Source organism: Rhodococcus sp. MSC1_016 (assembly GCF_023667485.2).
GTDB classification, from domain to species: domain Bacteria; phylum Actinomycetota; class Actinomycetes; order Mycobacteriales; family Mycobacteriaceae; genus Rhodococcus_F; species Rhodococcus_F oxybenzonivorans.
In genome coordinates, this window is sequence record NZ_JAMOZI020000003.1 from 15,494 (window position 1) to 40,869 (window position 25,376).

The following is a 25,376-nucleotide window of genomic DNA, read 5'->3' on the forward strand; positions in this document are numbered from 1 at the left end:
TTTCTGTGGGTTTGTCTACCGGGTGGCGGCGATGAGGATGTCGCAGGGGATTTTGCGGGCAAGCTCGATCGGTGGGATGGACAGCAGCCGGGCCAGCAGTGATGACGGGTGGGGGTTGCCGGTGACGATGAGGTCGGCGGCGGCGGTGGCGGCCAGGTGCAGCAGTGCGGGCAGGAGGGGTTCGGGCAAAATGTGGGTTTCGATGTCGGTGGCGCCGTGGGCGAGGGCGTGCTGGTGGGCGGTGCGCAAGATGGCGTCGGTGGGGGCGGTGCCGCGCAGCAGGTAGGCGTCGGGTCCGAGCCGGTCGAGGTCGGTGCCGACCGCGCGTTCGTCGATGTCGTGGCGGGCGCTGATGATCAGTAGTTGGGCGTGAGTGGTGTGGGCCAGTTCGGCGGCGTGGTCGACCACGCGGTAGGAGCGGTCGGATCCGTCGGTGTCGACGATGATCGTGCGGTAGGCCGTCATGACGGGCCTCTTTCACGAGAAGGGGGTGTTCGAGCGGGACGGGGTGGACGTGTGCGGGCGTGGTGTGCGGGAGCGGCGGGTGGTGGGGCCGGGAGCGAGGACCGCCAGCACGATCGCCCCGGCGGCTGTGAGGGCGGCCAGCGCGAGCGCGGCCTGGCTGCTGCCGTGCACGAACGCGGCCTTGGCGAACTCGGCCAGCGGCTGGGCCGCCGGTCCGGCCTGGTCGGCGACCTGTAGGGCGGCGGCCAGGGAATCGGCGACCGGGCCGCGGGCGGGCTCGGGCAGCCGGGGCAGGGCGGGCTGGATGTGGTGGGTGTAGCCGGCGGCGAGCACGCTGCCGGCCACGGCGATCCCGATCGCGGCGCCGATCTCGCGGGCGGCGTCGTTGACCGCGGCGGCGACCCCGTGTTTGGCCTCGGGGGTGTCGGCGACGATGGCGTAGGTCGCCGGGGCGGTGCACAATCCCAGGCCCGCGCTCGTGATCAGTAGCGGCCACAGCAGGTCGGGGTAGTGCGCGGCGACGGTGAACCGGCTCACCAGCACCAGTCCGGCGGCGATGGTGAGCAGGCCGGTGACGGTCATCGCCCGCAATCCGACCAGGCTCGACAGCCACGGCGCGATCACCGAGATCACGATCAGCGGCACCACCATCGGCGCCAACGCCAGTGCCGAGGCCAGTGGCCCGTAGCCGAGGATCAGCTGCAGGTACTGCACCAGCAGCAGGAACACTCCGAAGGTGACCAGGAACTGGATGGTCACCGACAGCGAGCCGGCACCGAAACCGCGGTGGGTGAACAACCGCACGTCCAGCAGCGGTGCCGAGGAGCGCAGCTCGACGACCACGAACACCACCGTCGCGAGCAGACCGACCCCGGCGGTGGCGGCGACGAGCGGGTCGGCCCAGCCGTGCGCGGGGACCTCGATCACGGCGAACACGATCGCCGCGACCGCGACGGCCACCGCCGCGGCACCGACCCAGTCCACCGGCGGATGCTCACGCTGGCGGGACTCGGCGATGGTGCACGCCAACCCCGCCAGCACCACCCCGGCCACGGTCAACCCGACGAACACCGACAGCCACGACCACCGCTCGAGCAACACCCCGGTACCGAGGATGCCCAGCACCGCCCCGGACCCGGCGACCCCGGCCCACACCCCCACCGCCCGGCCGCGATGAGCAGGGGCGAACCCCGCGGTCAGGATCGACAGCGTCGAGGGCATCACCAGCGCCGCGCCCGCCCCGGCCAGCGCGCGCGCCGCGATCAGCCACACCGGGTCGGCCAGCAGCAGCGGCAGCGCTGAGGCGGCGGCGAACACCGCCAGCCCCGCCACCAGCACCGCGCGGCGCCCGTAGCGGTCACCGATGGCTCCGGCGGGCAGCACCAGACAAGCCAGCACCAGCGTGTAGCCGTCGACGATCCAGGTCAGCTGGGCTTGCGTAGCCCCGGTCGCGACCGCGATCTGCGGCAACGCCGAATACAACGCCGCCATGGCCGCGACCACCAGCGCCACCGCCAGGCACGACACCGTCAGCATCCACCACTGGGCCCTGGTCCACCGGGCGATCTCGACAGTGTCCGTCCCGGGTGTGTTCACCGCCACCTCCCGACTTAAAGACCAACGGTCTCGGTACGAGACCATTCGTATCATAGTGGTCGGGGCGTGGGATAGAGTCCACACATACACCCAGGGCTGAACGACACGAATCGGAGGAAAGCGCGGCCATGACCGACCCCGACCCCGCAGCGACCGACCCACTCACCGCGGCCGCCGAGCAGGCCGATCCGCGGCTGGCACGCTCACGCAACCGGTTGCTCGACGCGGCCGGGCGACCGCGCCCAACACCAAGTGGGTGGCCGACCTGACGCGGATCCTCACGGGAGGGGGCGTTGTGGTTGGCGAGTGTGCGCGATGCGTTCTCGAACAAGGTGGTCGGCTGGCGATCCGGCCCGCGGGCGGACACCGACCTGGTGCTCTCGGCGCTCGACTGTGCCCTGTTCTCCCGCGATGTCCGGGCGGGGAGTTGATTTTCCACAGACAAGGGCCGTCAATTTACGGCGGTTCGGTTCACCCAGCGGCTCGTCGACGCGGGCATCGCCCCGTCTACCGGAGGCATCGGGGACAGCTTCGACAATGCGCTCGCCGACAACCTGCGGTCGACACCCCAGATCGAGCTTATCTACTGGCCCGCAATAATATTCGACACCAGAGCCGAGGCGGAGGCGGCGTTGTTCCGCTACATCGATGGTTGGTACAACCCGCGCAGGATTCAGGCCGGCCTGCGCGGACTGTCATCCGACGAATACGAACGCGCCTACTACGACCGACCAGACGGACAGGAGGCAGATATCATCGAACCCGAGCTCGTCGGAGCCTGATGGAAAGTCTCCGGAGAAGCGTGGGAATCTCAGGCGCTGCGGCCCTTCTTCATCGAAGTGTGCGTGTTGGCCATGTTGTGCAGGTCCTCGAGGGTGTCGTCGATGAGCAGTGCGTAACTGCCGCAGTGCCTGCCTTCGATCCGGAGAATGTGGGTTGTCATGCGGAGTTGTCCCTTTCCGAGAATGGTGATCATGCCCGAGTACATGCCCATGCCGCAGGCCCTAGCCCACTCGGCCTGGCTGCAAAGTGCCCAGGTCGATGCGGATTCCACCACTGGTCGCGCCGTCGTGGTGACCCCGAGACTCGGGAAGACCATGTCGGACCGAAACCTTGGTCGGTCCCCTGGACCTGTGCCACTGGTCTCACGCACTGGGGACGGACCCACACGTCTCTAGCACATCCGGCAGCCCCTTCAACCCGTCGGAGACGGGACGGCTCAGGGTTATGGGTGCCGGAACTCGTTCGGAGAGCGGCCGGTCCATCGCTTGAAGGCGTGTGAGAAGTTGGTGAGGTCGCTGTATCCGAGCTCCGTGGCGACCTCACTCACCGACATTGATCGGTCGAGTAGCCGCAGCATCGCGCGCTCGCGCAGGAATGACTGGCGCAACTCGCGGAAGGTGGTCCCCTCTTCGGAGAGGCGCCGCTTGAGTGTGCTGGTGGATATCGACAGCTCGTGTGCGACCCAGTGGCTACTTCCCTGTCCGGGATCCTTCTCCAGCAGCCGTCTCACCTTCTCCGAGAACGACGTGGTTCTGCCCCGCTGGTCGAGAGTTCGCTGCAGATCGCCGATGGCGAGTCGGTACGTGAGGGGATCGGAGAACCGGCAAACCTCGTTGAGCGTGTCCGCGGGAACATGGAGGAACGACATCGGAGCGTCGAAGAACAGGCGCCCGGCTAGTACGTCCTCATGATTGGTCAGGAGGGGCGGCGCTGGCCAACTCAGGTGGAGTGTGACGGTCGGCATGTCGCCGGCGAGCATGTCAAGCAGTCGCAGTAGCGCCGACCCGCAGTAGGTGACGACCAGGCAGTCCAGGGCCGGATCGCTTGTGTGTGCGGTGAACCCGACGGTGAGGCCGTGCTCACTTGGATGGAACTGTGGACTGAGGGCTGTCGAGATCAACGGCAGATAGGTGAGCAGCTCCACGATCTCGGCTACCGAGCCTGCGCTGACCAGCGGAAAACTCAACGGGCCGAAGGACGTCAACTGGGCCTGTTCAGCGAACGCGAAGCCGAGCAGGGTTGCCTGGTCGACGTCGAGTTCGGGGTAGACCTCCCGAAACCACCGTATCGGGGCCTGGACGTCATGCTGGATCAGCGTCGCCTCGTCGGTTCCTTCGCGAGACATGATGTTGCGAAGCCGCGCGAGGGCGTCTGGGTCGAGCGCTTGGCGCTCGAGCAGTTGCACGAACAGAAGCGGGGGCACACCCTCGTCATTGAGGATCATTGGCTCACCATGATCCCTTTGAGCCGAATTCACAAGTTTCTGACTCCGCCGAACATAGCCGCCGCGCTCATCCTCGACAACACTTTGACCAAGTTCCCAAGCCGAGGACAACGTATCAGGAGTTGGCTATGGCAGTTGTCACCTTTGTCTCCCACGACGGCGAGAAGCACGAGGCGCCTTTCGAGGAAGGTCAGTCGCTGATGCAGGTCGCGACCAACAACGCGGTGCCCGGCATCGACGGCGACTGCGGAGGCGAGGCCGCGTGCGGCACCTGCCATGTGATCGTCGATCCGCAGTGGTCCGAGGAGGTGGGCCTCTCCGGCGCCGATGAGGAGGAGATGCTCGCGATGAACCCTGAGCGTCAGCCGACCTCTCGACTGTCCTGCCAGATGCCGGTCTCCCAGGCGTGGGACGGCTTGATCGTCCGAATGCCTGAGTTTCAGATGTGACGACGAGAGAGACGGATAAGACGCGATGAAGATTTCTGAGGCAATCGCCGCCAAGGTTCAGTCGACTATCCCGATGGAGCGGCAGATCCAGGGCGCACAGCTGTACGACAAGACCCGGCGATGGGTGACCGGAACGAATGGAGAGAGGCTCTTTGTCGAGAGCCCCATCCCGCCGGTGGAGGACGTCGAACTCGCCGACATCGACCTCAGTAACCCTTTTCTCTATCGACAGGGGCGCTGGCAGTCGTACTTCGAGCGCGTGCGCAACGAGGCTCCGGTCCACTATCAGCCCAACAGTCCGTTCGGTCCGTTCTGGTCCGTCACGAGGCATGCCGACATCGTGGCCGTCGACAAGAACCATGAGGTCTTCTCCGCCGAGCCGTTGATCGTCATCGGGGTCCCGCCTCGTTTTCTTGATATCGAGATGTTCATCGCGATGGATCCGCCACGCCACGACGCGCAGCGGTCCGCTGTCCAAGGCGTGGTCGCGCCGAAGAACCTGCGTGAGATGGAGGGTCTGATTCGATCGCGCGTCCAGGAGGTGCTGGACAACCTGCCCGTGGATCAGCCGTTCGACTGGGTCCAGAGCGTCTCGGTCGAGTTGACCGCTCGGATGCTTGCGACCCTCCTGGACTTTCCGTACGAGCAGCGTCGCAAGCTCGCTTACTGGTCTGATCTCGCATCCTCGATGGAGCAAGCCAACGGCGGTCCCTCGGACAATGACGAGGTGTTCCGCGGCATGCGCGACATGGCGCGAGGTCTCAGCGCTCTCTGGCATGACAAGGCGGCCCGGACAGCTGCCGGGGAGGAACCCGGCTTCGACTTGATCACCCTGTTGCAGAGCAACGAAGACACCAAGGATCTGATCGACCGACCGATGGAGTTCCTGGGCAACCTTGTGTTGCTGATCGTCGGAGGCAACGACACGACGCGGAACTCGATGAGCGGCGGTGTTCTCGCGTTGAACCGGTTCCCTGACCAGTTCGAGAAGCTGAAGGCGAACCCTGACCTGATCCCCAATATGGTCTCGGAGATCATCCGGTGGCAAACACCGTTGGCCTACATGCGCCGGATCGCCAAGGCCGACACCGTGCTGAACGGGCAGTTCATCCGCAAGGGCGACAAGGTAGTGATGTGGTACGCCTCGGGCAACCGCGACGAGCGTGTGTTCGAGCGACCCGATGACTTCATCATCGACCGGGCCAACGCCCGCAACCACATCGCCTTCGGGTTCGGCGTACACCGCTGTATGGGCAACCGACTGGCCGAGATGCAGCTGCGAATTCTCTGGGAGGAGTTGCTCCCCCGCTTCGAGAACATCGAGGTCGTCGGCGAACCCGAGTACGTGCAGTCCAACTTCGTGAGGGGTATCAGCAAGATGATGGTGCGCCTCACTCCGAAATCCGGCACATGACATCGCAGCGAGCCCTCATCATCGGTGCCAGCCATGCCGGAGCCCAGCTCGCAGCGAGTCTGCGCCAGGAAGGGTGGAGCGGTGAGATCGTCCTTATCGGCGACGAGTCGGCGGCTCCGTATCAACGCCCCCCGTTGTCGAAGGCCTACCTGGCCGGCAAACGTGTACTCGACGAGATCACCATCCGCAGTGCGGACTTCTACTCCAAGCAGCGAATCCAGCTTCTGGACGCGCACGTGGAGGCGATCGACCGCTCGGCTGGGCACATCGTTCTGAGCACCGGCGAAACACTGACATACGACAAGCTCGCGCTGTGCACGGGAGCCCGCCCTCGTCAGCTCCGAGTTCCTGGGGCCGAGCTCGCCGGGGTCCATTACCTTCGGACCGCCGCAGACGTCGAGATGATCCGCACGTCCGCCACCCCCGGGCGGCGGGTGGTGATCGTCGGGGGCGGCTACATCGGACTGGAGACGGCCGCCTCGCTGCGGGCACTGGACCTGGAAGTCACCGTGCTCGAGGCGACCGGGCGCGTCCTCGAGCGGGTCACCGCCCCGGAGGTATCGGCGTTCTTCGACCGGATCCACCGGGAGGAGGGCGTGAACATCCGGACGGGCGCGCGGGTCGAGGCTCTGTCCGGCGACGGCAGGGTCCGCGAAGTGATCCTGGCCAGTGGCGAATCAATTCCCGCCGACCTCGTCATTGTCGGCATCGGCGTTGAGCCGAACACCGAGCTCGCCGCCGCCGCCGGTCTGGTCGTCGACAACGGCGTCGTGATCGACGACCAGACCCGGACCAGCGACCCCGACATCGTCGCCGCCGGGGACTGCGCCAGTCACGACATGGCCCGTTACGGCCGTCGCATACGCCTGGAGTCCGTGCCGAGCGCGGGCGAGCAGGCCAAGGTCGCCGCCGCGACCGTCTGCGGGAAGTCCAAGAAGATAGCGGCGCTTCCATGGTTCTGGTCAGATCAATACGATCTCAAGCTCCAGATCGCCGGTCTCAACACCGGGTACGACGAAGTCGTCCTCCGCGGCGACCCCACCCGGGACCGCGACTTCACCTGCTTCTACCTCCGTGCCGGCGAGCTCATTGCCGCCGACTGCATCAAACGCCCCCGCGACTTCATGTTCAGCAAGCGGGTCATCACGCAGCAACTCCCCATTGACCGGGCCGAATTGGTGCTCGCCGGCTCGGCCTGAGATGACGGGTCCTTGGGCGATGGGTACGACGACTGCGAGTGCGGACCGCGTTTCGGAAAGGAACATCAGTGACGAACGTCATCCATCTCCCGCTGGCGAAGGGTCGTGAGCGGCTCTCGTCGGTCCTCATGGTGCCACTGCCGAGTCGGGTCGACGCGGCCCTGCTAGGGGCCAGTGACCGGTGGCCTGTCCGTGAGCTCGCCCCGCCCCCGGCGGGGTCGGGCCTCGAGCCGGTCCTAGGGACCGCCGGCTTGCCTCTGCTCGGTCACACCCTGGACTACATCCGGTTCGGCTCTAACTTCTCCCGTGCCAGGTACCAGCGGTTAGGACCTGTCTCGTGGATGGGCGCCTTCGGCACGAAAATAGTGGCGGTGGCCGGCCCGGATGCCACACAGGAGGTGCTGACGGCCAAGGCGAAGTCGTTCTCCCAGGACGGGTGGACCTATCTCATCGATGCCTTTTTTCACCGGGGCCTGATGCTGATGAGCTTCGACGAACACAGGATGCATCGGCGGATCATGCAGGAGGCGTTCACCCGTGACCGGCTCGCCGGCTACGTCGACCAGCTCGGCCCGACGCTGGAGACCAGAATCCCCGGGTGGACAGCGGGCCAATCCACGCGCATCTACCCGCTGCTGAAGGCCCTGACTCTCGACGTCGCAACGAAGGTCTTCATGGCAGGTCGGGGGGGAAGCGAGGACACCGACGCCATCAACGACGCCTTCGTGGCCACCGTGCGTGCAGCCAGCTCGCTCATCCGTTTCCCGCTGCCGGGGACTCGTTGGCGAGCCGGAGTCCGTGGGCGCGCGCTCTTGGAGGACTACTTCACCCGGCACCTGCCGGCGGCTCGAAGTGGCCAGGGAGGCGACCTCTTTGCGGGGCTGTGCCATGCGCGCACGGCCGACGGTGAGGCGTTCACCGATGAGGACGTCGTCAGCCACATGATCTTCTTGATGATGGCGGCCCACGACACATCGACCATCACCACCACCGCTGCCGCCTACTTCCTCGCCAAGCACCCGGCCTGGCAGGAACGGGCGCGGGCCGAGTCCGACCAACTCGGTGGACGCCGCCCGGACATCGACGACCTGGACTCGCTGGGGACTCTCGACCTGGTGATCAAGGAGACGCTGCGTCTAGTGGCGCCCGTGCCGATCGTGATGCGCAAGACGGTCGAGAACGTGGAGATTGCCGGACACCACATCCCGGCGAACACCCTGGTGGCCGTGGCTCCGTCGGTGAACCACTTCGACGAGTCGTGCTGGACCGACCCCGACACCTTTGACCCTGACCGCTTCAGCGAACCGCGGCGTGAGGACCAGAATCACCGCCTCGGGTGGATCCCCTTCGGAGGAGGGGTACACAAGTGCATCGGTCTGCACTTCGGCACCCTCGAGGTCAAGGCGATTCTGCACCACATGCTGCGCACCTACACCTGGACGGTCCCCGACCAGTATGAAGCGAGGTGGGACAACACCTCGCTCCCCATTCCGGTCGACGGGTTGCCGATCACCCTGGAGCGCAGATGAATCAGGCACCGGTGGCGTACTTGGGGGCGACCGACTTCCTCGACATCGAGCACGAGTCCGTCCGGGCGTTCACCGCCGCCGCGGTTGGGGATGCGAGCACCGACCGGGACAAGGCGAAGCGCCTCTTCGCCGCCGTCCGCGACCAGATCTGGTACGACCCCTACACGGTGTCGGACGATCCCGCCCATTATCGAGCGAGCTTCGTCCTCGAGACCGGGCGCGCCTATTGCGTCCCGAAGGCGGTGCTCTTGACCGCGGTGTGCCGTGCGGCAGGGATTCCGGCGCTGCTGGGCTTTGCCGACGTCCGAAATCATTTGCAGACCGAAACGTTGCGAGCGCTCATGGGCGGCACAGACCTGTTCGTCTATCACGGCTACAGCCATCTCTACATCGACGGCCGGTGGTTGAAGGCGACGCCTGCGTTCAACACCGAGTTGTGTGCGCGTTTCGGTGTACCGCCGGTGGATTTCGACGGCGATCGCGACGCCCCCCTGCACGCCTTCACCGCCGACGGAGCCCAGCATATGGAGTACGTCCGCGAGCGCGGCGTCTTCGACGACCTGCCTTTGAACGCGATCCTGACCGAGCTTCGGCACACCTATGGACCGCTGATCTTTAAGTGCGCTCACGTGATCGCTGACGCTTTCACCGACACACCCGCCAGCCGCGCCCAGCCCGACGGGATCTCCCGCGGGCCCCACTCACCCCTGGAGGCCCGATGAGCACGGCAGCCACAGCGGACGCCTTGGACGTGCGTAACCCGGCCGACGGCCGGCTGGTCGCAACCGTCCCCGTCGATGATCGCGAGACCGTGAACGGCATCGCGGCTGACCTCCGCCGCGCTCAGGTCGGGTGGGCCGAAGCAGGCCCGCGGCACCGCGCCAGATGGTTGCATCGCTGGCGGGACTGGATCCTGGCTCACACCGACGAGCTCACCGACCTGCTGCAAGCCGAAACGGGCAAGGTGCGCCCTGACGCCCTGGTGGAGACGGCAGCATCGTGTGAGTTCATCACCTACTACGCCAACCATGCCGAGAAGTTTCTCGCTGGCGAGCAGGTCAGGTCCTCGGGTCTGCTGAGTCTGCCGAAGCGGCTGTCCAAGACCTACCACCCGTACCCGGTTGTCGGGCTCATCACGCCGTGGAACTTCCCGATCACCCTCTTCCTCATGGATGCAGCGCCCGCGTTGGCTGCCGGATGCGCGGTCCTGGCGAAGTCCTCGGAGGAGACGCCACTGACGTGTGCGCGGGTCGTGGAGGGCTGGCACGAGATCGGCGCCCCTCCGGTTCTGGCGCATGTTGTGGGTGCTGGCGAAGCGGGTGCGGCGGTGGTGGACGCCGCTGACTTCGTGCAGTTCACCGGCTCGACAGCCACCGGGCGGGCGGTCGCGATCCGCTGTGCCGAGCACTTGAAGCCGGTGAGCCTGGAGCTGGGCGGCAAGGATCCGGCGATCGTGCTGGAGGACGCCGACCTTGCTCGTGCGGTGGAGGGGATCGCGTGGGGCGGTCTGTTCAACGCGGGGCAGGTCTGCATCTCCGTCGAGCGGGTGTATGTGGTCTCTGAGATCTACGACGAGTTCGTGGCCCGGCTGACGCACCGGGTGCGGTCCCTGACCCAGGGTGCGGCGGCAGGTGACGACGTGGGTGCGATGGTCACTGCGAGGCAGGTCGAGATCGCCGATCGCCACGTCAGCCAGGCAGTGGCGGCGGGTGCGCGGGTCCTGGCCGGCGGAACCCGGAGTGCGGTCGGGAACTACTACGCTCCGACCGTCCTGGTCGGCGTCGACCACACGATGGCCTGCATGACCGAGGAGACCTTCGGCCCCACGATCCCGGTGATGCGGGTCGCGGATGAGGACGAGGCCATCCGCCTGGCCAACGACTCGGCGTACGGCCTGTCTGCGACGGTGTGGACCCGCGACCATGCTCGTGCGCAGCGCATCGCGCGACGGCTGGATGCGGGTGCGGTCAACATCAACGACGTCTTCAGCAACCTCTTCGCCACCACACTGCCGCACAGTGGATGGAAGGCCTCAGGTATCGGTGCGCGGCTCGGCGGCGCCTACGGGCTGCACAAGTACTGCCGGGTCCAGGCGGTGACCGAGCCGCGGATCCCTGTCCTGGCACGAGAACTCACGTGGTACCCGTACACCTCCCGGCGTGCGGCCATCGCCGGAAGAGTGTTGCGCGCGGCAGCCGGTCGCGGCCTGCGGCAACGCCTCGGTCTGAACAAGGAGCACAGCAAGTGACGACGCACAGCCCCCACACCGCCGCCAAGACCGTGGCGATCACAGGTGGAGCCCGCGGCATCGGTTACCAGACCGCGAAGGAGCTGATCCGACGAGGCCACCGCGTCGCCATCGGCGACATCGACGAGGCACGTGCCAAGGAGACCGCCGCCGAGCTCGGGGTGAAGGTTGTCACCCGCCTCGACGTCACTGACCCTGACTCGTTCAGAGACTTTCTCGACCTGGTCGAGGGGGACCTCGGCCCCCTCGACGTGCTGATCAACAACGCGGGCATCATGCCCACCGGGCACGTCCACGAGGAAGACGACGCGGTGACCCGGCGGCAGGTCGAGATCAACGTCCTGGGAGTCATCTTTGGGACCAAGCTCGCCCTTCAGCGGATGCTGCCGCGGCGTGCCGGGCACATCATCAACACCGCATCACTGGCCGGCGAGCTCGCCGTGCCCGGTCTGGCGACCTATTGCGGCACCAAGTTCGCGGTCATCGGATTCACGGAGGCAGCACGACTGGAATACCGCAAGTCCGGGGTCCAGCTGTCCACCGTCCGGCCCACGTTCACCAACACCGAGCTCGTTGCTGGGACAGCTGGAGCCAAGGGACTGCGCAACGCCGAGCCCGAGGAGATCGCTCGAGTGACAGCCGATCTAATCGAGAACCCGCGTCCCTTCGTGCGCGTCACCCGCCTCGCAGGCGGCATGGTCGCGGCGATGAAGTTCGTCCCCGGACGGCTGGCCGCCAGGCTCGGATCGGCCCTGGACACGGACTCGGTGTTCCTCGACGACGTCGACATGGGGGCCCGCCAGGCCTACCTGGACAGAATCCGGAACAACTGACCTAGTCGTCGAACCCATCGTCCGCCCCTCCACTCGAAGAGGAAGCAACATGCCCCGCAGGACCCTGATCAAGGACTACCCCCATCAGATAGGGGGGCACTGTGGTTCGGGCGCGATGCGGGATCTTCTGCACTGGCAGGGTCTGGGGTGGGACGGACCGCCCGATGAAGGTCTGGTGTTCGCGCTCGGCGGCGCGCTGGGGCTAGCGTACCTCCCATCGAGCGACCTCGTTCCACCGCTGTACCTGGTGGGACGAGGCGCCGACTTCGAAATCGATCTACCCCGCCGGCTCGGCGGACAGGTCCACGTTCTCACCACCGACGATCCCCGCGAGGGCTGGTCGTGGGTTCTCGACGAGATCGACGCAGGCAGACCCAGCCTGGTGTGGGGCGACATCGCCGAGCTGCCGTACCTGCGGGTCCAGTTACAGATGAGTCGCCACGACATCGTGGTGATCGGCTACGACGAGGCCAAGGGGATTGCCTTTGTCGTGGACAATGACCGCGCCGAGGTGCAGGAGGTCCCGCTCGATGCCCTGGCTCGGGCGCGGTCTTCGACGTCCTTCCCACAACCGACGCGCCACTGCACCTACCGCATCACCTGGCCGGGCGCGCTGCCGGACGTGGCAGGAGTGGCGGCAGAGGCATTTCGCCAGTCCGCGGCTAGCATGCGCCGCCCGTCGCAGCCGGGGATCGTCGATCTCACGACAGCGACGGCCGGGGCCGAGGGCTTAGCTGCGGTCGCGCAGCTGGCGGCCGACGTTCGGACCTGGGCCGACCTTCCGGTAGGCGACCTCGAGATCCTCCTGTTCAGCCTGAGCGCTTTCATCGAGAAGGCAGGCACCGGCGGCGGGCTGTTCCGCCGGTTGCTCGCCGATGGCTGCGCGGATGTCGCACGTCTGACCGGTGACCTCGCCACCGCAGACCTCGCTGTCGCCGCCAGCCGTTGTGCGCAGGCATGGACCGAGACTGCACGTGCCGGGATCCAGCGCGACGTAGATGTGCGAGCTCGCCTGGCCGGGGTGGCCATGGCGGCTAGCCGGCTGCCGGAACTCGAGTTGGACCTGGTCGAGTCCCTGGAGTTCGCTTCAAGCTCGCTGACGGCTGCAGATCGGTGACAGCCCACTAGTCCCCGGGACGCACGGCGAATCGATCTCCGGATCGCTGTTCGTTCGAAGGCACTCTTGAATGAAGGAATGTTATGCAGAGCACGATGATGAACGTCCCGTTGACAACTGCGGCGATTCTGAGCCACGGCTCGAGTGTGCATGGCTCGGCGACCGTGCGGACCTTGCAGCCCGACGGGAGCGTGAAGGTCGGCACGTTCGCCGAAGTCGGACGGAGGGCCGCCCAGTTGGCCAACGCGTTGCGCGGATGCGGGATCACAGGCGATGAGCGTGTTGCGACCTTTATGTGGAACAACCAGGAGCATGTGGAGGCATACTGTGCGGTGCCCTCGATGGGCGCGGTGCTGCACACCCTCAACCTACGTCTCACCTCAGACCAACTTGTCTACATCGGCAACCACGCCGAGGACCGGGTCGTCATTCTCGATGGAAGCCTGGTCCCCCTGCTGACCCCCGTGCTGCTGCAGCTCACCAGCGTGCACACCGTCGTCGTGACCGGCGAGGTGGACCTCGCCCCGCTGCACCGTGACGGGCTCATGGTCGTGGGTTACGAGGAGTTCATCTCCGCTCAGCCCGAGACGTTCGACTGGCCCGACCTCGATGAGCAGTCAGCAGCCGCCATGTGTTACACCTCCGGCACCACCGGCAACCCCAAAGGTGTCGCTTATAGCCACCGGTCGACCTACCTGCACTCGATGGCGGCCTGCGCCGCCGACGGACTGCGAGTCAGCTGCGATGACCGGATCCTCGCCATCGTGCCGATGTTCCATGCCAACGCCTGGGGACTGGTCTATGCCGCCCTCATGGCAGGCACCGACCTGCTGATGCCTGACAGGTTTCTACAGGCCGAGCCGCTGGTGCGGCTCATCGACGCCCAGAAGCCAACCGTCGCAGGCGCGGTCCCGACGATCTGGAACGACGTCTTGAACTTCTTGGAGGCTAACCCCAGCTACGACGTCTCCTCTCTCAGCCTGGTCGCCTGCGGTGGCTCCGCAGTGCCCGTTCACCTGATGAAGGCCTTCGAGGAAAAGTACGGCGTGCAGGTCGTCCAGGCGTGGGGAATGACCGAAACCTCGCCGCTGGCCGCCATCGCTCGTCCGCCGGCATCGCTCGACGTGCAGGAGCGGTGGCGCCTGCGCGCCACCCAGGGCCGTCCGGTTGCAGGAGTGGAGCTGAGGATCGTCGACGACGCGGGCAATGAGCTCCCGCACGACGGCGAAGCGGTCGGTGAGCTGCAGGCGCGTGGACCCTGGATCACCGGCTCGTACGTCGGCGAGGAGCATCACGGTGAGAAGTTTCAGGAAGGTTGGTTGCGCACCGGCGACGTCGGGCGGATCGACGAACGCAGTTTCGTCACGCTGACCGACCGCACCAAGGACGTGATCAAGTCCGGCGGGGAGTGGATCTCCTCGGTCGAGCTCGAGCTGCTCCTTGCCGGTCACCCCGACGTGCTCGAGGCATCTGTGATCGGGGTGCCGGACGAGAAGTGGCAAGAACGTCCCCTCGCGGTGATCGTCGTACGTGACGGTCGCGAGCCCACACCTGCTCATCTGCGCGACTTCCTCGACGGCAAGGTCGCCAAGTGGTGGCTGCCTGAGCGATGGTGCTTCATCTCCGAGGTACCCAAGACCTCGGTCGGCAAGTTCGACAAGAAGCGCCTGCGCTCCCTGCACGCCGAAGGAGAGCTGGCCGTCATCGAAATCTAGGAATCCTCTCCAGCCGCAGATCTGGGTAGGACGGAGCAGAGAAATTGATACGCGGGGCGGGAAGTTCTCACGACCATCGCGCGCACCACGGCACCGGTGAAGGAGACGCCCAGGAGAGATGGGGCAGTGATCTCCCGGTGGGCGGCACACCTCGCCCTGGCCAAGGTGGAGTTGGGCCCACAGGCTGCCACCGCGCTCCCCGGAGTGCGCCAGGGGTATTTGCATAACGGTCACACTCGAGACCGGTGTTGGGCGCGGTTTCATCGACAGGAAGGTCTGACCATGGGCAAGGCTTCGGATGCGGTCGGCGGGTCGTCCGACCCCGACATGGAGGACTGGGTGCGCTCGTTCCGGCTCCTGGAATCTGGCTCGCTTGAGTTGCCGCCCCACCATCCCAACTGTCTTGGTTGCGGGCCGGCGAACCCGCACGGGCATGCCCTGTCGGTACGGCGTTGCGGAGACGGCGTCGTTGCTCACCACCTTTTCGACCAGCGTCACGTAGGAGCGCCCGGGATAGCACACGGCGGCGCGGTGGCGACCGTAATCGACGACCTGTTCGGCTTCCTGCTCTACACGGTCGGCGAACTCGCCGTGACGCGCCGGCTCGACCTCGACTATCTCGCGCCGGTTCTGCTCGCCACTCCCTACACCCTGCACGCCGATATACGGTCTCGCGATGGCCGGAAATTGAATCTCGCGGCCAGGATCGAGGATATAGAGGCTCGCTCGGTCGCCACGGCGACCGCCCTGTTCATCGTGGTCGAGGTCGAACATTTCCTGCAGTCGCAGGCGAATGCCAGGAGGCAGGCATGACCGTACCGACCGAGAGGGAACTGCTCCTGGACGCCTTGCTCACCGATCACGGCGCAGCCGGACCTTACGAGGCGTTCCGACGACTGCGGGAGACGCGACCCGTCTTGGTTACACGATCGGGGGTACTGGTGTTGAGTCGCTACGACGACTGCGCGGCGGCGCTCCGCGACCGCAGCCTCGGCAAGGCCGACGAGTCGCTGGGCTTCGGCTTGTCCGAGATCCCCGAAGAGTTGCAACGTCGGGCCATGCATCGATTCCGGCGCACCATGCTGTTCCGCAACCCCCCTGACCACCACCGGCTGCGTCGGCTGGTCGCCGACGTGTTCACCCCTCGGCACATTGACGAGTTGCGCAGCCGCGTCATCACACAGATCCATCACCTGCTCAACGTCATGGAGGAACAGGTCTTCGTCGACATCATCACCGATCTGGCGCTCCCGCTGCCTGTGAATGTGATAGGCGAACTTCTGGGGGTTCCCATGGCCGATCGGGCAGTAGCCGCGCCCCTGGTGCGTGCCCTGCTCGCCTCGCTGGAACCCGGAGCCAATGTTGAGGCTCTGACCGCCGCCTGTGAAGCCGAAGACCACCTTGCCACGTATTTCGCTGACCTGTTGGCGGTCAAACGCGCCCGCCCCGCCGATGACCTACTCAGCCGACTCGCCGTCGCGCACGGCGACGACGTCTTGGATGACAACGAATGCGTCGGCACCGCGATTCTGTTGTTCGCCGCAGGGTTCGAAACCACCACAAACCTCATCGGCAACGGCGTCGCCGCGCTGCTCGCTCACCCCGACCAAATGCGCCAACTGCGTGCCAGGCCCGAATTGGCGAGCAATGCCGTCGAAGAATTGTTGCGTTACGACTCCCCCGTCCAGACCAACGGGCGCACGGTGCTCGAGCCGACACGGCTGGCAGGAGTCGATCTACATCCCGGTCAGGTCGTATTGACCCTGCTCGGGGCGGCCAACAGAGACCCGGACCGATTCTGTGACCCGGATAGGCTCGACATCACCCGAACCGGGGTCCCGCCGTTGTCGTTCGGCGCCGGCATCCACTTCTGTCTCGGCGCGCCGCTGGCCCGGCTCGAAGGATCCATACTGTTCCCGCTCCTGGTGGCCCGTTTTCCCGGTCTCGGGCTCGTCGAGCAGCCTCGCTGGCGTACCGGGCTGTCCTTCCGCGGGCTGTCGAGTTTAAAGGTGGCCACCGGATGAGTCGGGTAGTCCTGCACTACCCCACCAGAAGGGCTCGAAGGTCCCGGGAGTGAGTGGGAGTTGAACCCGCGACCGAACCACCGCGAACGATCGGGATCACAGCGTCAGCGCGCGGCCTCTCCTTAGGCCTTGCAGGTCGGGCGCCGACTCGCCCGCACGGCGTGACCGGAACCGGAGTTTGCCAGATGCACTCTCAGGGGGACGCGGTGAAGGCCTGCGGACGTGGTGCGCGCGAGCGGCGGGTGGTGGGGCCGGGAGCGAGGACCGCCAGCCCCGCCACCAGCACACCGCGGCGCCCGTAACGGTCACCGATGGCTCCGGCGGGCAGCACCAGACACGCCAGCACCAGCGTGTAGCCGTCGACGATCCAGGTCAGCTGGGCTTGCGTCGCCCCGGTCGCGACCGCGATCTGCGGCAACGCCGAATACAACGCCGCCATCGCCGCGACCACCAGCGCCACCGCCAGGCACGACACCGTCAGCATCCACCACTGGGCCCTGGTCCACCGGGCGATCTCGACAGTGTCCGTCCCGGGTGTGTTCACCGCCACCTCCCGACTTAAAGACCAACGGTCTCGGTACGAGACCATTCGTATCATAGTGGTCGGGGCGTGGGATAGGGTCCACACATACACCCAGGGCTGAACGACACGAATCGGAGGAAAGCGCGGCCATGACCGACCCCGACCCCGCAGCGACCGACCCACTCACCGCGGCCGCCGAGCAGGCCGATCCGCGGCTGGCACGCTCACGCAACCGGTTGCTCGACGCGGCCACCCATCTGCTGTCCACCGGCGGTGTCGAGGCGGTCACCGTCGAGGCGGTCACCCGCGTGTCGAAGGTCGCGCGCGCCACCCTCTACCGGCACTTCGGCAGCACCACCCACCTGCTCGCGGCGACCTTCGAACGGCTGCTCCCCCGCGTCGAGACCCCCACCGGCACCGGACCCGTGCGCGAGCGGCTCATCGCGCTGCTCACCACCCAGGCCGACCTCATCGAACAGGCCCCGGTACAGATGACCACCCTGGCCTGGCTGGCTATGGGATCCCTCGGCGACGACCACACCGACCCAGACCGCCGCCAGCCTGATCCGGCCGCGGTCACCTCGCTACGCGCCCGCGTCATCGAGCAATACCGCCAGCCCTTCGACCACATCCTCACCAGCCCCGACGCCCGCGCCGTGCTCGGCGAGCTCGACACCACCTTCGCCCTCATCCAACTCCTCGGCCCGATCGTCTTCGCCCGCCTCACCGGACTGCGCACCATTGACCACGACGACTGCGCCCGACTCGTCGACAACTTCCTCACCACCCACCGAACAGGCACGGCAGCAACCCCCCCGGCCGAGGGCGGAACGCCGTAACCGCAGACCCGGGCCGCGCGGTCGGAACAGAGTGTCGCGGACCCGCAGCGGCCGGTACCCGGTGGGACCGAGCGCGGCGCGTTCGGCGTCGAGATCGACCTCGATCCCGCCGAAGAAGTTGATGTTGGCGCTGCGCGCCGGGCAGGTGTGGGCCAGCACCTCATCATCGATGCGGCGGCCCTGACGGCGCATCCAATCGGGCCGCGAGCCCGTAATGCTCTGCGGTCCAGGCGATCACAGCGTTCACGGCCAGGGTCAAACACCAGGCTTGTTCGGTCTGGGCTTCCAAGTGGCGGGCACGGAAGGCCCGTCGTGGGCGTAGATGAGGTCGCGTTCGCCAGGCGTTCCTGGATCGAGTTGACAGAGCCACACGCAGCAAGGGCGAAGAGCGCATTCATCGCGGCACGCGAGCGTGCCACCCGGTTCGGGATCCCCGACGAGGAGGCGGTGTACCCGCCTGGGTGACCAGATTCTCCGAGACCGGGACAGCCAAACCCTGTGAGCTGACCGCGCACGCACCAGAACGGGTTCAGACGGCGGCGAGCCACTGAGTGGCCATCCCAGATGAGATTTGGCCAGAGTCTCGAGACCTACACAGCCTGTGCCGGAACACCGGCTCGCGGTCAACCAAAGGTGTACCTGACGTGTCTACCTCGGTCACCACCACAACAGGCCCATGCCGTCCAGCCAGTAGATCCACTGGTAGATGTCCGGATGGATGAAGTAGTTCCAGTCCATTGCATATTCAGCTCGATCCAGTCCACGAGTTGTCGGCCACCTTCGGTGTCCCCCAAGCGGATGCTGTAGGGTCTCGCTGCCGGCGGCATTTCGAGACGCCGCGAACTGCGGACTTGTTGCTTGTCTCACGGCATGGCCGAAGCAATCTGTCTCAATTCCCTGGCGTTTCCTCAGCCATTACGAAGCGAGACGGGCCGTGCCGGTGCTGCCGCGGCGGGCGATCAGGACGCCCTGACACCCACAACCGGGAGTGGTTGGCGATCCCGTAAGCGGATCGCCTATCGGAGCACCGGAGGACGATGGGGCTACTACCTCAGTGCGCGTGGCCGCATCCCCCGAGGACCCTCACCTTTCGAGGACAGCCACAACCTGAATGCTTCGGCCGTCGCCGCCTGCAAAGTTGTCCCACGGGCGGCTACTTCGATCTTCATCTGCTGTAGCAAGTCTGGGTCCAAGCGGGCGGAGAACTGCGTAAGCGTCATAGCACCCCCGGACGTGGTAGCAGACTTGTATGAAGTCCTCGGCACGCGCACCCGGGTGGCATGCTCGATGAAGTAGCCGATCTGCTTGCGGAACTCGCTGGCGTGCTCGTCCTTCAGGTCGATCTCGTACTCGACACCGTTGACCGCGAAGGTGATCTTCTCGCCTTCTTCGCCGAACACAGTCCCGTCGATATCGTCGACGAGTTCGACAACCACCTTGCGCGCCACAGTTCCCCCGATGCTTCACGGACCGTCTCGATACAGCATGAGCGCACAGTACTGGGAGCTGCGCGAAAACGGGTTGACCGCTGACGGACGTGTCCGAACGCGAATGGGTGGTGAACTGCACGAATGATCGGTTGTTTTTTGGGTTGGGTGACGCCCAGCGACGACCCCATTCGAGGCCTTCCGCGACCTCGACGCCCTCGTCACCCTCGGCGCCCATCCGGACTGTGGACAACGGCCGCGCCGAAGAGCAGCACGGTTGAACGGGAAGGTGGTGGATCTAACTTTGGCGCGTCGGTTGAATTCTTCCCCGGGTGAATCGCGGGCGGATCGGCCTGGGCGACGTAGGGTCGGTAGTAGAGGCGTCGCCATACGCCTTCGGTTCGTTCTTTGCCGGTTCGAGCGCCCACCTGGGCCCGGAGACGCGGCGAGCGCCCCGTACCACTCGAGATTTCGGAGGGCGCAGCACATGACTTCCCTCGACCACGAAGACCTCGGTCGATTGATGGCCGACGTCGCCCGGGGTTGGGCTGTGTCGTCCGACCTCGACACCACCCTGCGGGGAATCACCGACACCGCGGTGTCGATGATCCCCGGCGCCGACAGCGCCGACATCCTGATGATCGTCGGTAAGAGGTTCGAATCCCACGGCTCGACCTCCGATCTACCGGAACAGATGGACGCCCTGCAGCAGCGTCTCGGTGAGGGACCGTGCGTCGATGCCGCCCTCGACGCACGGATGACCCGCAGCAATGACCTCACCGACGAGCGCCGGTGGCCACGGTTCACCCGGCACGCGCTCGACGCCGGGGTGCGCAGCACCCTGTCCTTCCAGCTCTACACCGGTAACCACACCTCCGGTGCCCTGAACCTGTTCGCTAAGACCCGGCACGCCTTCGATGACGAGTCGGTGCTGATCGGAGAAGTTTTAGCAGCTCATGCGGCCATCGCGATCGCCGCGGCCCGCACAGCAGAGCAATTACTGTCGGCGGTGGCCAGTAGGGACATGATCGGGCAGGCCAAGGGCATGCTGATGGAGCGGTTCGGGATCGACGCCGCCCAGGCGTTCGCGATGCTGACCAAACTCTCGCAGGACTCGAACACACCACTGGCAGACGTGGCCACGAAGATCGTCGAACTCGGCCCCGACCGGCGCTGAGCGCACGGTCGACGTTGCGGTCTCGCGAGCCCAACGACACATACGCCAGCCGGCGGCCGGCATACGCCCCCACAAACTTCGAGGGGTGCGACACTGCTCGACTGCCTCGGCACGACGGACGGCCGGGCGTTCGGTCAGTGGTTGCGCAGGGCGTCGATCAGCTCACCCTTTCGCTTCGACGAATAGCCGGACAAACCAACGTCCTTGGCCTTTTTCTTCAGCTCGTCGACGGTCCAGTCCTCGTACGACGGCGACTTCCCACCTTTTCGGCCGGTGCCGGAGCGGCCCTGCTTCGCGGAGGCGTTCGCGATCCGCGCCGCCTTCTGCTTCGATGCGCCGTCCTTGCGTACTTCCTCGTACACCTTCTCGTCCTTGATCGACGATCGCGGCATGACAACCTCCTCGTCTCGGATGACCAGTACACCGGTCGGGTACCCGATTGCATCGGTTCACACCCGAGGAGACTTCGCGCCACGCCCCGCGTGGTTCACTGACCCCACCGCCGCGGACCGATACCGTGGGCAGCACTGATCCCGCCGAGGTGGAGGTGGTCGTGGTGCGGCACGTGCGACGGTGGGGTGCGGTGTACGTGCTGGTGGTGCTGTTCCTGGGGTCCTGGCTTGCCCAGTTCGTCACCCAGATGATCAGCTTCCGCAACGAGCAGCAATCACACGGCCAGTCGTTCAGCTGGACCGACTACTGGCCCGAATTCCTCGCCGCGACCTTCGAGAACTGGCAGAGCGAATGGTTGCAACTGGTGTTCCAGGCGATCTTGTTGATGGGTGCCCGGCACTGGATCTTCAAGGTCGAGGCCGAAGATATGGAACGGATCGAACGCAAGATCGACCGCATCCAAGACCACCTCGGACTGCCCACACCACCACCGAGCAACGACGATCCCGCGTAACGGACAGCTGCACCCCGCGGCGACGAGGGCGGCTCCGTGCCCTTGTAGGAATTCACTCACCGGGCGGCACGCCAACATTCCAACTCGTGCACCGAAGCGGCACCGCAGGGCCTGGACATCCACACACGAAATCGTCTTCCGTGCAACACCTTTGCCGCAGGACCGGCGAATTCGCCAACGTCAGTGAGTTCTAGTCATGGGACGCGATCGGGAAGCGCCGGTGAGGGTTGGGCTTACGGTATCGGGACGACGGCTCGGCGTATGAGAGGTTGTTGGTATGCAGGGACACAGCAAGGAACTCCAGGCCGCTGCTGCCAGCTTTGCGGCGGCACTTCCCATCACGTCGGAACTTGCTGATGCTGCAGACGAGGTCCTCACTGAAATCCAGACTGAGATCGATGCGACTGATGCCGAGATCGACAGGTTCGGCCGCGAGCAGGCCCCAGGAGAGACTGGTACCGAAATGGCGATCGCTTTCCGACGCGGAGCCCACGGGGCACTTCTTGCGGATCGAGCCCGATGGCGGAAGATCGTGAACACTCTTCGCCAGATTCCGGACCGCCCCGTTGATCGCAGCGGTACTGCGTACATCGCGCGTGACGGAGAGCCCGGTGCGAATGGTAATCCCACGCCCTGATGCCCGGCCAGCCATCGGCCTGCCTCATCCGACCAGCGGGCGGTATTCACGCAGGTGGAGCAGTGCGCGGACGTACCCCGCTTCGGCCGCCGCGGTGACGTTGTCGAGTCGGTCGACGTCGGCGGGCCCGGCCGTGTCGGGGTCGAGGTGCATTTGTTCGGCAACCCAGCGCCGGATGGAGTCATGGGTAGTCATACGATCACCGCCTCCCTGCGATCGGGTACCCAGACGGTCCTGTGTACAGCCGGTCTCCGCCGCGTCGGCAGCGAACTCCGACGCTTGAGAATGGAGATGGCGGCGCTGCCCTGTCACGATGAGCCATCCTTGGAAAATGCGTTGGAGTCACGGTAATTCGATAGTTGACGCTGCTGTGTCCTGTCTGGGTCCCCTTAATCTCGAGATCGCTCCAGCTAGGGAACCGAGATGGATCCGAACCCAGGACTGACCGGTACCTGGGGCCATCTGTCGCTCGCGGGCGGGAGGACGTGGGCGTTGACGTCGGCGGTCGCGACGACCGTGCCGCCGCCGGTGGCCACTGTCTCGGGGGTGTATCGGCACCACTCGTCTGACGTGCGGGGGCGACTGAAGTCGACGGGCTGCACCGCTTCGAGCACGGTGGTGCCGGCGGCGCCGGTGCTCAGGTTTCGCCAGTTCACCGACACATCGATGCAGTCGAGCGTGGTGATCGAGATGGTGGTCGGAGGCGTTGCCGAAAAGGTCACCATGCCGGGTGCGCTCGTTGTTGCTGACGGAGTTACGGCGGACAGCAGGTACGGTACCCAGCACCTGAACCCCACCGTGCTGCATGCGGAGACGAAGGTCACTGGGGCCTGGAACATTGTGGTCGTCGCGGACGGGACCGACGGCGGGTTCGCCCTCGCCCAGGCGGACGAGCCGAGCGGTGCGGTGAGGATGGTCACGGCTGCCACGGTCCAGGCGACCGACGAACGAGGAATCTGAACACCGCGCATGGCGTGCCCTCCAATTTGGGAGCTGTCCCGACCCTGCTGCAGTGTCAGCAGACTCGCTGAGTGTCAACCAGCGATGTCGAACTCGAGTCCGGTGCACTTCCGAGCGGGGGAGCGTATGCCGCGATGAGCGGAAGTGTCGTCGTTTCACATCCCTGGAAATGGGACGCCATCCAAACCCCGTCGGGATCCTGTGGAAGCCCACGTCGGAGTGTCCCAGAAGTTAATTCCATAATTGTGTGTCACAAGTTCCGTTCGAACATTACTTTCGGTACGCTCCGGGTGTGGAGTTGGGATACGCCCGGGTGTCGACGAGCAAGCAGGACCTCACCCGGCAGATCGACGCACTCACCAAGGCGGGAATTGATCCGGCGAACATCTACGTGGACAAGAAATCCGGGACCACCACCGAACGGCCCGGACTACAGGCGCTGCTCGAATACGCCCGCGGCGGTGACGTGATCGTGGTGCACACCCTCGACCGGCTCGGCCGCACCGTCCGCGACACCCTGAACCTGATCCACGACCTGCACCAGCGCGACATCGGCTTCCGCAATCTGGCCGACCCGGTCCGGATCGACTCGACGAACCCGGACGACCCGATGGGCCAGCTGGCGGTGGTGCTGCTGGCGCTGTTCGGGCAGATGGAACGCACGTACGCGGTCGAGCGAGCCGCGCACGCCCGCACCGTGGCCACCGAGAAGGGCCGCCGCACCGGCCGGCCCAGCGTGGTCAGCGACGCCCAACTCGCCTACGCCACCCAGCTACGCGAGGGCGGCGCCACCATCGCCGAGATCACCGCGAAGACCGGACTGACCCGCTCGACCCTATACCGGCATCTGCCGCCCCGACAGTCCGAGACGCTTACCGCCTACACCGACCCGGACGAGGAGAAGCCCTCGCCGTCACCGGATCCGGCGGCGCCGCCGCCCCCGACGACGGGATCGGCATGCCCGACCTGCGGGTATCAACCCACCACGCGTCGGGAACTGGTCCCGCACCGCGCCGACCTCGCCACCGTCTGGCTGCACCTCGACAAACGCGAGCACCTGCACGAGGCGCGGCACTGTGCCCGCTGTCAACCGCACGGCCACGTCGTGGTGGTCAGCTGCTCGAGGTGCGGTGACGGCCCGCTGCTCACCGGCTCCTCCGGCGACGACCCACCCTCACCGGTCCTGGCGTGGCTCGAACGTCACGAATGGACCACTACTCCAGAACTCGTCTGCGGCAACCACAACACGCGACGGCGACTCGATATCGAACCCCGCAAACGTTGATGCTCACCAGCGGTGGCCCCCAACGGTGAAGCGCTGGGGCAACCGCAGCTCGGCGAGTGCGCCGGATCGTCCGCGGGGCACCGAGTCCGATACCTGCCGATCTATGCCGAGAGGCGCGTGATCTTGGCGAGGGTGTCGCCTAGCTTGTCGGCCGCAAGGTCGAGCTCGTAGCGGTCCTGGATGTTGAGCCAGAACTGGGCGCTGTTGCCGAACGCCTTGGCCAGCCGCAGCGCGGTGTCTGCGGTGATCGACCGCTTGCCGAGCACGATCTCGTTGATCCGCCGGGGCGGCACACCGATGATCGTGGCCAGGCGGTTCTGCGTGATGCCGAAAGGCTCGAGGAAGTCCTCGCGGAGGATCTCGCCGGGGTGAATGGGGCTCAGGTCTGTAGTCATTGTCGGTGTTCCTTTCCGTGGTCGGAGGTGTCGGTTCCGGGTGGTCAGTGGTAGTCGGTGATCTCCACGTCGTATGCGGCGGTGGCGCGCCAGATGAAACAGATGCGGTATTGATCGTTGATCCGGACGCTGTACTGGCCCACCCGGTCTCCGGAGAGCTTCTCCAGGCGGTTGCCTGGGGGCACGCGCAGGTCGTTGACGTCGGTGGCCGCCTCGATCAACAACAGACGCCGCCGCGCGATCCGCTGAATGTCCTGCGGGAGCTTCTTCGAGAACTGCCGGCGAAAGACTCGCTCGGTCTCCTTGTCGGCGAACGATTCGATCACCTCACCACTATAACGTACTGCGTTAATAACGCACAACGTTAAACGCGCGTTCGAGCGTCGGGACCAGCGGCGCAGTCACCTGCG

30 protein-coding genes and 2 pseudogenes are annotated in these 25,376 nt (G+C 65.9%); 19 read left to right on the forward strand and 13 right to left on the reverse strand.

The annotated features are described in order from the left end of the window. Positions 1-15: 15 nt before the first annotated feature. Both L1080_RS37230 and L1080_RS37235 read right to left on the reverse strand, forming a co-directional pair. On the reverse strand, positions 16-465 hold the full coding sequence (locus L1080_RS37230) for a universal stress protein (RefSeq protein ID WP_250775927.1): 450 nt from the start codon (positions 463-465) through the stop codon (positions 16-18). 12 nt (positions 466-477) lie between these two features. Next, positions 478-2,061, reverse strand: a complete 1,584-nt coding sequence (locus L1080_RS37235) for an MFS transporter (RefSeq protein ID WP_250775929.1) — start codon at positions 2,059-2,061, stop codon at positions 478-480. A 128-nt stretch (positions 2,062-2,189) separates the two neighbouring features. Between L1080_RS37235 and L1080_RS37240 the strand changes: the two genes are divergently transcribed. The 3 genes from L1080_RS37240 to L1080_RS37250 all read left to right on the forward strand — a co-directional run bounded on the left by L1080_RS37240 (position 2,190) and on the right by L1080_RS37250 (position 2,843). Then, the gene (locus L1080_RS37240; RefSeq protein ID WP_250775931.1) at positions 2,190-2,330 is read left to right on the forward strand and encodes a hypothetical protein; all 141 of its coding nucleotides are present in this window, start codon (positions 2,190-2,192) and stop codon (positions 2,328-2,330) included. Positions 2,331-2,369: 39 nt separating this feature from the next. Further along, on the forward strand, positions 2,370-2,492 hold the full coding sequence (locus L1080_RS37245; RefSeq protein WP_284708704.1) for a hypothetical protein: 123 nt from the start codon (positions 2,370-2,372) through the stop codon (positions 2,490-2,492). Between the two features lie 168 nt (positions 2,493-2,660). Next, on the forward strand, positions 2,661-2,843 hold the full coding sequence (locus tag L1080_RS37250; RefSeq protein ID WP_308202195.1) for an IS3 family transposase: 183 nt from the start codon (positions 2,661-2,663) through the stop codon (positions 2,841-2,843). Between the two features lie 29 nt (positions 2,844-2,872). Here L1080_RS37250 and L1080_RS37255 read toward each other — a convergent pair whose 3' ends face one another. Together L1080_RS37255 and L1080_RS37260 are read right to left on the reverse strand one after the other, a co-directional pair. Beyond that, positions 2,873-3,160 (reverse strand): hypothetical protein, encoded by a 288-nt coding sequence (locus L1080_RS37255; protein WP_250775936.1) that lies wholly within the window; start codon positions 3,158-3,160, stop codon positions 2,873-2,875. 126 nt (positions 3,161-3,286) lie between these two features. Continuing rightward, complete coding sequence (locus L1080_RS37260) at positions 3,287-4,288, reverse strand: AraC family transcriptional regulator (RefSeq protein WP_250775939.1); 1,002 nt, start codon at positions 4,286-4,288, stop codon at positions 3,287-3,289. A 128-nt stretch (positions 4,289-4,416) separates the two neighbouring features. Between L1080_RS37260 and L1080_RS37265 the strand changes: the two genes are divergently transcribed. From L1080_RS37265 to L1080_RS37315, 11 genes are all read left to right on the forward strand, one after another. Further along, a complete protein-coding gene (locus L1080_RS37265; protein WP_005560908.1) occupies positions 4,417-4,737 on the forward strand; it encodes a 2Fe-2S iron-sulfur cluster-binding protein in 321 nt (106 codons plus the stop codon). A 25-nt stretch (positions 4,738-4,762) separates the two neighbouring features. Further along, positions 4,763-6,151 carry a cytochrome P450 gene (locus L1080_RS37270; protein ID WP_250775942.1) on the forward strand — a complete coding sequence of 463 codons (1,389 nt, stop codon included), beginning with the start codon at positions 4,763-4,765 and terminating at the stop codon, positions 6,149-6,151. Beyond that, positions 6,148-7,350 carry an NAD(P)/FAD-dependent oxidoreductase gene (locus L1080_RS37275; RefSeq protein WP_250775945.1) on the forward strand — a complete coding sequence of 401 codons (1,203 nt, stop codon included), beginning with the start codon at positions 6,148-6,150 and terminating at the stop codon, positions 7,348-7,350. The genes L1080_RS37270 and L1080_RS37275 overlap by 4 nt, the downstream gene beginning before the upstream one ends. A 68-nt stretch (positions 7,351-7,418) precedes the next feature. Then, entirely contained in the window at positions 7,419-8,879 is a 1,461-nt protein-coding gene (locus L1080_RS37280; protein ID WP_250775948.1) for a cytochrome P450, read from the forward strand. Next, complete coding sequence (locus L1080_RS37285) at positions 8,876-9,601, forward strand: transglutaminase-like domain-containing protein (protein ID WP_250775951.1); 726 nt, start codon at positions 8,876-8,878, stop codon at positions 9,599-9,601. The genes L1080_RS37280 and L1080_RS37285 overlap by 4 nt, the downstream gene beginning before the upstream one ends. Beyond that, on the forward strand, positions 9,598-11,127 hold the full coding sequence (locus tag L1080_RS37290) for an aldehyde dehydrogenase family protein (RefSeq protein ID WP_250775954.1): 1,530 nt from the start codon (positions 9,598-9,600) through the stop codon (positions 11,125-11,127). The genes L1080_RS37285 and L1080_RS37290 overlap by 4 nt, the downstream gene beginning before the upstream one ends. Next, positions 11,124-11,960, forward strand: a complete 837-nt coding sequence (locus tag L1080_RS37295; RefSeq protein WP_250775956.1) for an SDR family oxidoreductase — start codon at positions 11,124-11,126, stop codon at positions 11,958-11,960. Before L1080_RS37290 ends, L1080_RS37295 begins: the two co-directional genes overlap by 4 nt. A gap of 49 nt (positions 11,961-12,009) precedes the next feature. Next, on the forward strand, positions 12,010-13,077 hold the full coding sequence (locus L1080_RS37300; protein WP_250775958.1) for a BtrH N-terminal domain-containing protein: 1,068 nt from the start codon (positions 12,010-12,012) through the stop codon (positions 13,075-13,077). A gap of 83 nt (positions 13,078-13,160) precedes the next feature. Beyond that, a complete protein-coding gene (locus L1080_RS37305; RefSeq protein ID WP_250775961.1) occupies positions 13,161-14,792 on the forward strand; it encodes a fatty acid--CoA ligase in 1,632 nt (543 codons plus the stop codon). Between the two features lie 282 nt (positions 14,793-15,074). Further along, positions 15,075-15,605 (forward strand): PaaI family thioesterase, encoded by a 531-nt coding sequence (locus tag L1080_RS37310; RefSeq protein WP_250775963.1) that lies wholly within the window; start codon positions 15,075-15,077, stop codon positions 15,603-15,605. Continuing rightward, the gene (locus L1080_RS37315) at positions 15,602-16,816 is read left to right on the forward strand and encodes a cytochrome P450 (protein WP_250775966.1); all 1,215 of its coding nucleotides are present in this window, start codon (positions 15,602-15,604) and stop codon (positions 16,814-16,816) included. Before L1080_RS37310 ends, L1080_RS37315 begins: the two co-directional genes overlap by 4 nt. Before the next feature lie 256 nt (positions 16,817-17,072). Here the strand turns inward: L1080_RS37315 and L1080_RS37320 are convergent. Beyond that, positions 17,073-17,360, reverse strand: a pseudogene (locus L1080_RS37320) (MFS transporter); the annotation flags it as partial. A 128-nt stretch (positions 17,361-17,488) separates the two neighbouring features. On the opposite strand from L1080_RS37320, the gene L1080_RS37325 reads away from it, so the two are divergent. Continuing rightward, entirely contained in the window at positions 17,489-18,178 is a 690-nt protein-coding gene (locus tag L1080_RS37325) for a TetR/AcrR family transcriptional regulator (protein ID WP_250775969.1), read from the forward strand. 24 nt (positions 18,179-18,202) lie between these two features. Here the strand turns inward: L1080_RS37325 and L1080_RS37330 are convergent. Continuing rightward, a pseudogene (locus tag L1080_RS37330) lies at positions 18,203-18,511 on the reverse strand (Tn3 family transposase); the annotation flags it as partial. A 713-nt stretch (positions 18,512-19,224) separates the two neighbouring features. Further along, complete coding sequence (locus tag L1080_RS37335) at positions 19,225-19,626, reverse strand: Lsr2 dimerization domain-containing protein (RefSeq protein ID WP_250775762.1); 402 nt, start codon at positions 19,624-19,626, stop codon at positions 19,225-19,227. 466 nt (positions 19,627-20,092) lie between these two features. On the opposite strand from L1080_RS37335, the gene L1080_RS37340 reads away from it, so the two are divergent. After that, positions 20,093-20,782 carry a GAF and ANTAR domain-containing protein gene (locus L1080_RS37340; protein ID WP_250775764.1) on the forward strand — a complete coding sequence of 230 codons (690 nt, stop codon included), beginning with the start codon at positions 20,093-20,095 and terminating at the stop codon, positions 20,780-20,782. Positions 20,783-20,916: 134 nt separating this feature from the next. Here L1080_RS37340 and L1080_RS37345 read toward each other — a convergent pair whose 3' ends face one another. Then, a complete protein-coding gene (locus tag L1080_RS37345; RefSeq protein WP_160093651.1) occupies positions 20,917-21,174 on the reverse strand; it encodes a DUF7218 family protein in 258 nt (85 codons plus the stop codon). 125 nt (positions 21,175-21,299) lie between these two features. Here L1080_RS37345 and L1080_RS37350 point away from each other — a divergent pair, with 125 nt between their 5' ends. Continuing rightward, complete coding sequence (locus L1080_RS37350) at positions 21,300-21,689, forward strand: DUF6766 family protein (protein ID WP_250775766.1); 390 nt, start codon at positions 21,300-21,302, stop codon at positions 21,687-21,689. 190 nt (positions 21,690-21,879) lie between these two features. Here L1080_RS37350 and L1080_RS37355 read toward each other — a convergent pair whose 3' ends face one another. The 3 genes from L1080_RS37355 to L1080_RS37365 all read right to left on the reverse strand — a co-directional run bounded on the left by L1080_RS37355 (position 21,880) and on the right by L1080_RS37365 (position 22,982). Next, positions 21,880-22,182, reverse strand: a complete 303-nt coding sequence (locus tag L1080_RS37355; protein WP_250775768.1) for a hypothetical protein — start codon at positions 22,180-22,182, stop codon at positions 21,880-21,882. Positions 22,183-22,350: 168 nt separating this feature from the next. Then, positions 22,351-22,521, reverse strand: a complete 171-nt coding sequence (locus L1080_RS37360) for a hypothetical protein (RefSeq protein ID WP_250775770.1) — start codon at positions 22,519-22,521, stop codon at positions 22,351-22,353. A 215-nt stretch (positions 22,522-22,736) separates the two neighbouring features. After that, positions 22,737-22,982 carry a hypothetical protein gene (locus L1080_RS37365; protein ID WP_250775771.1) on the reverse strand — a complete coding sequence of 82 codons (246 nt, stop codon included), beginning with the start codon at positions 22,980-22,982 and terminating at the stop codon, positions 22,737-22,739. 10 nt (positions 22,983-22,992) lie between these two features. Between L1080_RS37365 and L1080_RS37370 the strand changes: the two genes are divergently transcribed. Both L1080_RS37370 and L1080_RS37375 read left to right on the forward strand, forming a co-directional pair. Continuing rightward, positions 22,993-23,286: a hypothetical protein gene (locus L1080_RS37370; RefSeq protein ID WP_250775773.1), complete on the forward strand. Its 294-nt coding sequence runs from the start codon at positions 22,993-22,995 to the stop codon at positions 23,284-23,286. A gap of 292 nt (positions 23,287-23,578) precedes the next feature. Next, a complete protein-coding gene (locus L1080_RS37375) occupies positions 23,579-24,571 on the forward strand; it encodes a recombinase family protein (protein ID WP_250775775.1) in 993 nt (330 codons plus the stop codon). 101 nt (positions 24,572-24,672) lie between these two features. On the opposite strand, the gene L1080_RS37380 is transcribed toward L1080_RS37375, so the two are convergent. Continuing rightward, on the reverse strand, positions 24,673-24,966 hold the full coding sequence (locus L1080_RS37380; RefSeq protein WP_250775777.1) for a HigA family addiction module antitoxin: 294 nt from the start codon (positions 24,964-24,966) through the stop codon (positions 24,673-24,675). A gap of 44 nt (positions 24,967-25,010) precedes the next feature. Next, entirely contained in the window at positions 25,011-25,292 is a 282-nt protein-coding gene (locus L1080_RS37385) for a type II toxin-antitoxin system RelE/ParE family toxin (RefSeq protein ID WP_003943404.1), read from the reverse strand. Between the last annotated feature and the right edge of the window lie 84 nt (positions 25,293-25,376).